This window comes from uncultured Tenacibaculum sp. (assembly GCF_947502995.1).
Taxonomy (GTDB): Bacteria; Bacteroidota; Bacteroidia; order Flavobacteriales; family Flavobacteriaceae; genus Polaribacter.
Map to the genome: position 1 here is coordinate 1 of NZ_CANNBW010000040.1, position 10,790 is coordinate 10,790.

The window sequence follows — 10,790 nt, forward strand, 5'->3', positions numbered from 1 at the left end:
CTGTAACTACTCTTAAAAACTATTATACTTCTATAAAACGCATATCAATATCATTACTAGTCTAAAGTCTATACCTACAATAATTATAATTTTACAATCATCTGATTTTTTGGTCTTTTACATACTCAAGAACACTAATCTTAATACGAAATATAATAATGTTACTTCACTATTGAATACATTTTATAATGTTAAAAGCTCAATTATTTTTTAAAATTATTTTTGTGATTAAAAAATTATTATGATTAATGCGATAGAGAAAAATCTCCAAAGAGGTTTTAAGTTATTAAATACTATATCAGATGAACAATACAGTGATTGTTCAGTTCCACCATATTATTCGAGTATAGGAAATAATATGAGACATATTTTAGATGTCTTTTCATGTATCTTTAAAGGTATAGAGAATGGTGTTATAGATGTCTCAGATAGAGAAAGAAATGAATTAGCTCAAATTAAAACTGATGCAGGTATTGCATACTTCAGACAAATTATAGATCAATTGAAACTTGTTAATCCAGAAGACTTTGATAAAATTGTAAAAGTAACTGATGATTTAGGAACAGGTAAAATTACTACAAATTATACGTTAGGAAGTGCATTAGTTCAGGCGAATAGTCATGCTATTCATCATTACGCTAGTATTGGATTCATTATAGAAAAATTAGGAATTGAATTACCAGATGCAGATTTTGGTTATAATCCCACTACTCCAAGAAAATCAACTTCTATATAGGTTAAAAGTTTATATTAATAATTAATATAAACCCAACCTTTTCTTGAATTATTAGTAGTTCCATTACCAAATTCTAAAGTATAAAAATAAGTACCAACAGGTAATTTATTATTAGCTTTTATAGTAGCTCTACCATTTGAAACAGCTTCCCAATTATTCTTGTAATTAGTAGCTTCAAATACTACATTTCCCCAACGGTTAAAAACTGTTAGTTTATTTTTATTGAATAATTCAAGACCTTCAAAAACTAGTGCATCATTAACATCATCATCATTAGGAGATATTAAATAATTATCGCTTCCTTGTTCAACATTGGAAAAAATTGAACCTATTGTTATAATTTCGTATTCATCTGGAATAAATTCATTCGAAGTAAGTTGACCATTATTTAAATCACCAGAAACGTTAGTATTTCCTAAATCAATCCATTTTTGTTCAGACTTACTCCAACCGACAATCCTTAAGAAATTTAAAACAGGTGAGATATTTTCAATAGAACTAAAAGTATCCCATGTTAAAGTTACAGATGTTTGATTACTACCATCTAAATCCCAAAACTCATGTGTACTAATATTTTTCAAAAAAACTTGCTTTTCATCAGTAGTGAATGCATTGGCAAAAGTAGAAGGAGAGTTAGGGTCTTCATAGAAATAAGCTCCTTTCAAATATATGTCTGTATTCTGATTTGGAGTAATCATTGGTCTAAACCTATCATCATCACCAATTGGAAAAATAAACTCATTGTTGCCAATAACTGAAGCGTATCCGTCAGTATGTCTTTCATCATCTTCTCCAACATAAAAATCATGTCTAATGAAATCTAGAGAGACAGAGATTGTATTTCTAGGTGTTATGACCTTACCATTAACATATTCTAATTCATTGATAATACCAAGTGAAGTTTCTAATTGTAGGTTATTAACAGCATCTATTTCTACATTATTAAAAATAGCTCTGTTTGTACCTGATACAACTCTTATTTCGTTATCGCTGTAAAAACCTGTAAAGCCTTGGTTATTATCAAATTGCCCGTCATTGATTAAATCTGTGTGAAAACCAATTTCAGCTCCGTCATGCATTTGAATGTCTCCAAAATTTTTAAATGCGATTTGGGCATTAATTGTTAAGGCCGTTAAAAACAGCATAAGGGGAAGAACTCTCATTATTCCTAAGGGATTTACTTACTACTTACTTACTACCAATAGATATTTCTATTTTTCTCTATTAATTCTAATGATTAATTAACCATTATTATAATTTAACTTCACTCAAAATTAATTAAATGCTTATACAAATCTTTTTAGTTTTCGATGAAGAACACTTAATTCGGGATTAACTGTGAGTTTAGTCTTTTAAACTGATGCGAACTTACAAAAAAAAAACGATATTTTGTTATAAATTGCTGATTATTAAGTGTGAATTGCGTTTTTGTACTTATAAAATGCAAAATAAATTAATCTTTTACCGTTTGTCTTTACTTATTAAGACCCTAACGTATTAAATAAGTCACATTCAGTGTGTTAAAGTTAATGTGTTGAAATATGAAAATTATCTGTAAGCGGTATATAAAACAACTAAACTTTCGTCTAGTATATCATTATCTCTATTGGTATTACCAGAAGTACCTAAAGAATAATTTATATTAATTGTAAAACCATCTGTATTGAAAGTAGATAAAGAACCAGAAATTATACCCATATTTACTGCATTTTGATTACCATATCTCAATCCGAAACATTGAGAATTTGAAGAATATCTAGAAATTGAATTGATAGAACTACCACTACCACCAACATAAATTGTAGCTTGAGTTATAGTTCCTCCACCATCATTTCTAGCAAAACCATTTGCTGTTCCGAAAGCATTTTGTAGAGTAGCAGTATTTAATCCACCAGAACCAGCAGAATTTACACTTAAACTTTCAACATTTGCATGAGCAACAAATGTAATTTGACTCGGTTGAAATGGAAGTCCAGTTATTACTTGGTTAAATGTTGTAGCAGTTGTTCCTCCAGGCGCATTAATTATAAAGAATCCAACATAAACATTTGGTTCAGACCTTAAAGCTACCCAGTTTATTCCGTCATAGTAATAAAATATTTTTTCATCTGTACTATATGCAATTGTAGCTTCTACAGGACTACCAATACTCGTTATTTGAGCTGTAGTACCACTAGGAAAACCAGATACAGGAGTTCCTGAAAATACTTGTGAATTTATTGATATAATCGAGAATAAAAATATTATTAATGTAACTGATAATTTCATTGTTTTTTCTGTTTTGTTAAATTCCCTTTTTTATGGCAGTTGTTTTGGTTAATATTCTTTTTAGAAGATTTAAAATTTCTATTTGTCGTTCTTCAGTAGCTTGTAATGTTGCATTTTGAGTAACATCAGTAATATTTAAGGTAGGGTTAGTACCATTTAATTCTTTAAGTATTCCTACGTTTTTCTGTAAAATTTTCTTTGCTAAAAATATCATTTCTTCTTGATTAATCGATGTTGATGGATCAATTAAAGGAGCTTGGTAAGCAACAAACTTATAAATGTCTTCGGGTCCAGAAAAATCTTGAACTGTAGCCCAATCTGTAAAACCATCTCTTGTAACTTGTAATCTTACTTGATTACTAGCAAAAGTTGTTACACTATTACTGGTTCCTGTAAAATTTGTTTCACTAAGAAAATCTGTAGAAGTATTTAAGTCAGTGATTAACAAATCAGCACTATTCACATTTGCTATAGAAATGAATTTGTAAAACTGAGTAGCATCTTGTAAACCAACATCTAAATTATTTAAATCAGCAATAGATGATGTAACATCAGATTCTACTTTTACAAATTTTTCACAAGGAGAAAGTACTGCACTTCCACTAAGAATTAATTGATAATTATTAATATCTAGAATATCTTCAGAAGGAGTAACAAAAAATGTAGAAATATCAGGTTGAGTTAGATTATTAATTTTATTAAGTTTCATAAAATCATAAACTTCACACAACGTTCTATTCACAGATATTGTGACTGTTCTAGCAGCATGATTTACAGCAATACCAGAATAACCAGCTACTATGGTTGTATTTGTTTCTGTAATAAATTCGTCGTCTGTAATAACTACATTATCTGTTATTGGTTCTATGAAATTTTTATTTACAGCATAGTAGTTTTTTAAATAATTAGCGACAACTAGGGTAGAAGTACCTCTATCAAAATTTAAACTAACGGCATTGTCTATTTTTAAAACTTCTTGAGTAGTAATTTGTCCAGAAATATCTGTATTTAAATTATAATCAAAAGTACCAGCATTGTTATTATACAGAAGAACATTGATATTGTTTAAAGGATTTAGATTTGGATCTGAAACTTGAACATCGTGAGTATAAAATTCTTTAACTCTACTAGCAGAACCAGAATATCCTGTCCATCCTGTTGGTTTAATCGGATTGACCAAGAAAAAATCTACATTTCGCTGACTAAAACGCCAATTAGTTGCACTCCAATCCATATTAAAAGCTTTAAAATCTCCGTTAGAACCAGATCCTCCAACAATTTGTGTTACACCACGTAATTTTAAATTTCTAATAATTTCTGTTTCACCGGCTAATCTAGCACCAGGTTCAAAATTTAAAGCTCTGTTTGCATTAATCGTGATATTTTCTATAGTTGTGTTTGTTTGAAAATGTAAAAAATCTGAAGCTCCGTAACCAGAGAAAGTCACATCCTCAAAATTAAAAGTATAATTTCCGTTATTAAAAAAATCACTACGTCCGCTAGTAACTCCCAATAAATAGAAAACTCTTGTGAAGTTAGCAGTGTAAGCAAAATTATAGGAATGACCTTTAGCTGAGCCTGTGTAGTGTATGGTTACATCAGTAAATGTAACAGTAACCCCAGATTGTGGAGCATATCTAAAAATACCAGGGAAATGATAAACAGCATTATTATCTGTTAATGTTCCTGCTCCCTGAATTTTTAATTCAGCTGAAAAAGTTATATCTCTATTTACTACAGATCCTGCAGCAGGATTGGCTTGTATAAAAGTTCTTAATTGATCACCAGTAGTTGGACCAGTAATAAAGATAGTAGCTCTATTTCCTCCTGGACTACCAGTAGATGGGGCAGATGCATTAAAAGTTATTTGACTATAACTATTAATAATTAGTCCTAAAAAAAAAAGTAATATGTAACGTATTTTTCTCATCAAATAAATATTTAAGAGAATGTTAATCCTGTAATTGTAGCTAAATTGTTTGGTTGAGTTCCAGTTCCCATTGCAAAGGTTTCATCATTTAAGTTTGTTCTAGAAAAACGTGATACCATCCAATCTGATGAATTTATTCTTACGGAAATATAATAGTAATTCGTGTCTTCAAAAAATAATTCATTATCAACAATTACTTTAGAATTATCACTGAATAGTTTAACCCATTTTGTTCCATCATAATAATAAAATAATTTTTCATCTGTACTATAAGCAATTATACTTTCTATAGTTGTAATAGCTGTTATTTGTGCAGTTGTACCTTTAGGATAACCACTAACAGGTTCACCAGGTAAAACTTGTGCAGAAGCAGAAGTTATTATAAACAGAATAAATAAAATTAGAATATTATATTTCATTAAAAACGATAATTATTTAGTTTAATTTTTGACTCTATATGTAATTCCTCGATTGGTTATAATAGTCTTGGTACAATTTTCTACAATAACACTGATGTTAGCAGTAGAAGAAAGTCCAGAAGCATTTGTTAAAACTACTTGATAAGTATAAGTGCCTGGATTTACAGGTGTATCTATAGGGTTTTCAATATTAGAAGAAAAACTATATCCACTAGGTGAAATTACTGTCCAACTATAATTTAAAGGGGTATCAGATATCTCAGTTCCGCCAGGATTAGCATTTAATTGAATTGTTGTACTAGAGCATATTGGAGTAGGAGTTGTTATTGTTGGAAAAACACTTAGATTGCCACCTTTATTATTAACTTCGCTAAATTCAATTACATCTCTTCCTCCACCTCCATTACAAGTAGCATACTTTATCGTACCTATTTGTAAAATTTTAGAAGCACTACAAGCTGAAGGGTTTACATAGATTCCGTAATCAACACCTAAAATTAATGAAGAATCAGGATTTGGAGATTCTACTCCAAAGCTAGTATTTGCTGGTAAAACAAAGGTTTTGTTTATATTCCAGTTTAACAAACCATCGTAAGCTATTGTAAATTGAAGTGTATTTAAACTTGCTGTATTGGTTATTAATAAAGTATCGATTCCTCCAGCTCTATCTCCGACAGTTACAGAATTAATGTTTCCTGTGATATTACTATTTATAGATATAGTAACATCATTTCCAATAATAACATCATTCGTTACAGTAAGTTGTCCAGGATAACTTGTCGCTGATATCCATGAAGTTCCATCATATATTTCCCAAACAGCAATATTTGTCCAATTACCAGTATTAATAGCTCTGTAGTCATTTATAGATTGAGAAAAAGTAACTAAACAGTAAAAAAATAGTATAAAAAAAATGTTCCTCATAATTATTTGACTACAAAAACTACATTAATAATTGTATTATCATTACTTGGTATACTGTTAACATTATAAGTCATAACTCCAGAGTCATTAATATTTGTAATAGTTAAAACACTAGTGTCGTAAGCAGTAACGTAGTAATAAAGTTCATTGCTTAAATAAGTTGGAATAGTATTGGGAGCACTGTTACTTTTTACAGCTGGGGAACCGAATTGAGAAATATATTCATTATATAAGTTTAACGTTTTTCCATTTCCAATTGTAGAAGCATCTATAGCTACTGAAGGAGGATAAAATATTCTTGCTGCTTTAGATGTAATTGGAGCAATAGCTTGTATAACACCTTGAACAGTAGTTTCATTTACGGCTCCAGGATCTGTAGATATATTGTTAACATCTTGAGCTATAGCTAAATTAACATTAGAATCTAATAGGCTTGAACTGTTACTTAAACTTATCCAAATAGTACCATTGTAATAATAAAGTATTTTTTCATCTGTACTATAAAGAATCAAACCTTGTATAGGATTAACTATAGAAGTTATTTGAGCCGTTGTTCCACTTGGTAGTCCAGATACTGGAGTACCTGGTAAAACTTGACTTTGTAAAGTATTTAAAATGATAAGAAAAAACAATATTAATATTTTGTATTTCATGATACACGGGGGATAAGTTTATTATTTTACATCTAATTAATTTTTTTAATCGTCATACCAGTAGCATTAGCATCAATTATAACCTGACCAGTATTGTTAATAGCTTTTTCTCTAACTTTTATTCCATAACTTTGGAATGCAGTTAAGTTTAATAAAACAGTTCTTGAAGCGGTTACATATCTTTGGTTATTATTTCCTATTAAAGTAACAACACTTCCAGTATTTGCTATTGGATTATTATTTTGGCAAACTACAATTTCTAAAGAACTATTACCTCCATTATTAAAATCGTTACCATTTTCTTTTCTTAAAGAAACAGTGTAAGTAATCTCGTACAAGCCAGCTTGAGTAATTTGAACTTGATCATTTGTTGTATTAGCTACTGAACCATTTGAAACTCTTACAGAATTTAATGGAATTAATGTTCCGTTTGTGTTAAAATCAGAAACAGTAATTGTTGAATTTGTACTATTAAATTTATCAATATAAGTTAAGGTACTAGTTCCGCCTCCACCACCAGAAGAGTTATCATTATTCATTTGATGCCAATTACTACCGTTACTTTGTATCTTTAAGGTACTGTTAGCAGCTATAGAATTAGAATTAGAATTTGATAAATTTAAATAGTTAGAAATGGAAACATTACTTCCAGTACTATTTTTCAAAACATATTCTCTACCAGAACACGTATTAGCGTTTGGTAATGTTATTGTGTGATTACCGCTAATAACAATACTATAATGATCTTCTGTTAATGTAAGATTACTACTTGTTGTAGTTAATGACTTAGAAAAAGAACCAATAAGTTGTAATGTTGAATTTGCAATATTGAAACCTGATTGAGGATCATTATAATCGGTATCTATAGGAACTCGATTCGTGTTTATGTTAATACCAAATCGAGTTTTTGCATTTTCTGTATTATTACTTCCTTGAACTCTGAAAAATTCTTGATGGAACTGGCCACTTCTATAATCAAATCTTTTAAATATAATAGGTTCAGCTCCGTCATCTCCTATAATAAATTCTAATCTACCATCGTTAGCCGGACCACCAGATCCTATTTCAAAAAAATCTGTACCTCCTGAACTACCTTTTAATCTAAAGCTACCATTGGGAGTTGTAAAGAACATAGGTTTATAAAAAGAAGCACCAGATGCAGCAAATTGTAGTGCTGAAATAGTACCATTTCCGTTTAAATGAACTAAAGGCTGATTATCATCATTATAATCAAGAAACCCTTGAGTCAATCCTAAGGTTGCTCTTCTACCAAACTCTAATAAAGGTAAATTGTTAGAACGTATTTGCATACGAACATCGTCAACAGTTCCTAAAAAATTAGCATTTGTTGTTCCAGCATTACCGGTAAGTAACCAGTTACTTCCTCCTGTAGATACCCAAGTAGTTCCGTTATAATAATAAATAATATTTTGATCAGTACTATAAGCCATCACTCCTTCAACTGGATTTAGAGTGGCGAAAATCTGTGCTGTAGTTCCACTAGGTAAACCAGATATTGGTACACCAGGAAATACCTGACTATATATAGAGATAGTAGTTAATAATAATAAAAATGTTAATAGTATATGTTTTAACTTTTTAAACCTCATTTTATTTTATAATAAATTGGTTAGCATTAATTGTGCTTCCCACCGCATATCCATCTGGATTTGCTCCCCAAGTGAATTGCATAAAATCACCTCCAGCATTTTCGTAATACCAAAATTCAATTCTATGTTCACCAGTGGCTAAATTTACAGTTCCTGATCTAGTTGTAGCTCCTTGATCAAACCAGTTCTCTACTACTAAAACATTATCAATATATATTCTAGTACCATCATCAGATCTTGCATTAAATGTAAAATCACCTGTATTTTGAACATTTAAAGTGCCAATAAAGTGAATTATATATCCATCATTATCTGGGGCTAAATTACCCCTAGAAGTATTATCGAGTAGGGCAGTAGTAGCACCTTGAGTAGTAGAGATTCCTAGAGTTCGTTTATTATTAATATTTGGTTGTGATGTATTAGCTATATTCCAAGTATAATATTGTAATCCACTATTATTTGTTGTTGAAGTAGAAGTAGGTGAACTATTAATTTGTTGCCAATTAGTTCCATCACTCTGTAACCAAAGGTTAATTGCGCCTATAGTTGTAGAGTTGTTATTAGTTTGATCTAAATAATTAGAGATTGTAATAGTGCTACCAGAAATATTTTTTACTACATAAATTCTACCATTGCATGTGTTAGCAGCAGGAAGTGTAATTGTAGCATTATTTACTACTATAAGAGTATGATGATCTTCTGTAAGTGTTAAGTTTCCTGTTACAGTTTCTATAGATTTAGATACTGAACCTACAACTTGAAAAGTAGAGTTAGCAATATTGAAACCAGCTTGAGAATCATCATAATCATTATCAACAGGAATTTCGTTTGTATTAAGGTTTATTCCAAAACGGGTTTTAGCATCTGCTGTATTGTTACTTCCTTGTACTCTAAATAATTCTTTATGAAATTGTCCACGTCTGAAATCATATCTTTTGAAAATGATAGGTTCAGCACCATCATCTCCGATTATAAATTCTAATCTTCCATCATTAGAAGGACCTCCAGATCCAATTTCAAATAAGTCTGTAACACCAGAACTACCTTTCAATCTAAAACTTCCATTTGGAGTTGTAAAAAACATAGGTCGGTAAAATGAAGCACCTGAAGCAGCAAATTGTAATGCAGCGACATTACCATTACCATTTAAATGAACTAAAGCCTGATCTCCATCAGTATAATCAGGAAAACCTTGGACTAAGCCAAGAGTAGCTCTTCTACCAAATTCTAATAAAGGTAGATTATTAGAGCGTATTTGCATTCTTACATCATCTGTTGTACCTAAAAAGTTTGTGTTTGTAGTACCTGCATTTCCATTAAGTAACCAATTAGCACCACTTGTAGAAACCCAGTTTGTGCCATTATAGTAATAAATAATTCTTTGATCAGTACTATATGCCATAACTCCTTCTACTGGAGAAGGAGTGGCAATTATTTGTGCAGTTGTTCCACTAGGTAAACCAGATACTGGTACACCAGGGAATACCTGTGCATTTATAATAGTTGTAAAGAAAACGAGATAAACAAAGGTTAATTTTTTCATTGTCATTCTTTTCTTTATAAATCTTCAATTGTAAAATACCAGTTACGGTCTACGTTGTATAAAAATACATTAGAACCATATAATTGTACCGTGAAAGTAGTGTTAGTTTGAGCAACTACTTGTGCAGTAACTTGTAATCCTGTAGGACTTAATACTGTTAAATGAACAATATAATCTGAATTACCTCTATCAGGAATAGTAACAGTATAATTTCCTGTACTATTTCTTGTAACTGATGTAACTCCTTGTGATCTTAATAACCTATCAGCATCAGGAGTAGCAGCTGCACCATCTACTTTTGCAAATGCTTTGATAAATGTATCGCCATCATTTCCCGCAGGTCCTTGAGGTCCTGTATTTCCAATCGGTCCTTGTGAACCAGTAGCACCATTACACACGTAATATGTTCCATCAATTTCACCAGCTTCTAGACTTCCATTATTATTATCATCAACACCGTAATCTATTCTTTGTCCACCTGTAGTACAGTTAAGTCCAGGTGCTTCTGTAGTTGTGTTTATCAGTGAGTTACTTCCATCAATACCAGTTAGATTTACAGTTCTAGTATTCCCGTTTTCTAAAGTAATAGTTAATATTTTAGTTGTGTTATCATAAGAAAAATCTGTTATCGTTTGATCATCTGTTCCCAGAGCCGTAAGCGGTACAGATAAAGTACCATTCGAATCCGTAATTTCTAAGTTTCCTGC

The 10,790-nt window shown here is 30.6% G+C and carries 10 protein-coding genes; 1 reads left to right on the forward strand and 9 read right to left on the reverse strand.

Translation table 11 applies throughout. From position 1 onward, the window contains the following. Positions 1-241: 241 nt before the first annotated feature. On the forward strand, positions 242-736 hold the full coding sequence (locus Q1A46_RS20465) for a DinB family protein (protein WP_299683465.1): 495 nt from the start codon (positions 242-244) through the stop codon (positions 734-736). A 14-nt stretch (positions 737-750) separates the two neighbouring features. Here the strand turns inward: Q1A46_RS20465 and Q1A46_RS20470 are convergent, their stop codons facing one another. The 9 genes from Q1A46_RS20470 to Q1A46_RS20510 form a co-directional block, all read right to left on the reverse strand. Next, complete coding sequence (locus Q1A46_RS20470) at positions 751-1,881, reverse strand: gliding motility-associated C-terminal domain-containing protein (RefSeq protein ID WP_299683467.1); 1,131 nt, start codon at positions 1,879-1,881, stop codon at positions 751-753. A 403-nt stretch (positions 1,882-2,284) separates the two neighbouring features. Beyond that, positions 2,285-3,004 carry a hypothetical protein gene (locus tag Q1A46_RS20475; RefSeq protein ID WP_299683469.1) on the reverse strand — a complete coding sequence of 240 codons (720 nt, stop codon included), beginning with the start codon at positions 3,002-3,004 and terminating at the stop codon, positions 2,285-2,287. 16 nt (positions 3,005-3,020) lie between these two features. Continuing rightward, on the reverse strand, positions 3,021-4,934 hold the full coding sequence (locus Q1A46_RS20480; RefSeq protein ID WP_299683471.1) for a hypothetical protein: 1,914 nt from the start codon (positions 4,932-4,934) through the stop codon (positions 3,021-3,023). Between the two features lie 11 nt (positions 4,935-4,945). After that, positions 4,946-5,353: a hypothetical protein gene (locus Q1A46_RS20485; RefSeq protein WP_299683473.1), complete on the reverse strand. Its 408-nt coding sequence runs from the start codon at positions 5,351-5,353 to the stop codon at positions 4,946-4,948. Positions 5,354-5,374: 21 nt separating this feature from the next. Next, a complete protein-coding gene (locus Q1A46_RS20490) occupies positions 5,375-6,277 on the reverse strand; it encodes a hypothetical protein (protein ID WP_299683475.1) in 903 nt (300 codons plus the stop codon). A 2-nt stretch (positions 6,278-6,279) separates the two neighbouring features. Further along, complete coding sequence (locus tag Q1A46_RS20495) at positions 6,280-6,930, reverse strand: hypothetical protein (protein WP_299683477.1); 651 nt, start codon at positions 6,928-6,930, stop codon at positions 6,280-6,282. A 32-nt stretch (positions 6,931-6,962) separates the two neighbouring features. Next, a complete protein-coding gene (locus Q1A46_RS20500; RefSeq protein ID WP_299683479.1) occupies positions 6,963-8,540 on the reverse strand; it encodes a hypothetical protein in 1,578 nt (525 codons plus the stop codon). Between the two features lies 1 nt (position 8,541). Next, positions 8,542-10,083 carry a PA14 domain-containing protein gene (locus tag Q1A46_RS20505; protein WP_299683481.1) on the reverse strand — a complete coding sequence of 514 codons (1,542 nt, stop codon included), beginning with the start codon at positions 10,081-10,083 and terminating at the stop codon, positions 8,542-8,544. A 14-nt stretch (positions 10,084-10,097) separates the two neighbouring features. Continuing rightward, positions 10,098-10,790, reverse strand: a 693-nt coding sequence (locus tag Q1A46_RS20510) for a collagen-like protein (protein ID WP_299683483.1), incomplete at its 5' end; no start/stop codon positions are given.

Coding starts and splice junctions, on each gene's coding strand:
- Q1A46_RS20470 (WP_299683467.1), bottom strand. CDS start 1,881: ATGCTGTTTTTAACGGCCTTAACAATTAATGCCCAAATCGCATTTAAA.
- Q1A46_RS20490 (WP_299683475.1), bottom strand. CDS start 6,277: ATGAGGAACATTTTTTTTATACTATTTTTTTACTGTTTAGTTACTTTT.
- Q1A46_RS20475 (WP_299683469.1), bottom strand. CDS start 3,004: ATGAAATTATCAGTTACATTAATAATATTTTTATTCTCGATTATATCA.
- Q1A46_RS20465 (WP_299683465.1), top strand. CDS start 242: ATGATTAATGCGATAGAGAAAAATCTCCAAAGAGGTTTTAAGTTATTA.
- Q1A46_RS20500 (WP_299683479.1), bottom strand. CDS start 8,540: ATGAGGTTTAAAAAGTTAAAACATATACTATTAACATTTTTATTATTA.
- Q1A46_RS20485 (WP_299683473.1), bottom strand. CDS start 5,353: ATGAAATATAATATTCTAATTTTATTTATTCTGTTTATAATAACTTCT.
- Q1A46_RS20480 (WP_299683471.1), bottom strand. CDS start 4,934: ATGAGAAAAATACGTTACATATTACTTTTTTTTTTAGGACTAATTATT.
- Q1A46_RS20495 (WP_299683477.1), bottom strand. CDS start 6,930: ATGAAATACAAAATATTAATATTGTTTTTTCTTATCATTTTAAATACT.
- Q1A46_RS20505 (WP_299683481.1), bottom strand. CDS start 10,083: ATGAAAAAATTAACCTTTGTTTATCTCGTTTTCTTTACAACTATTATA.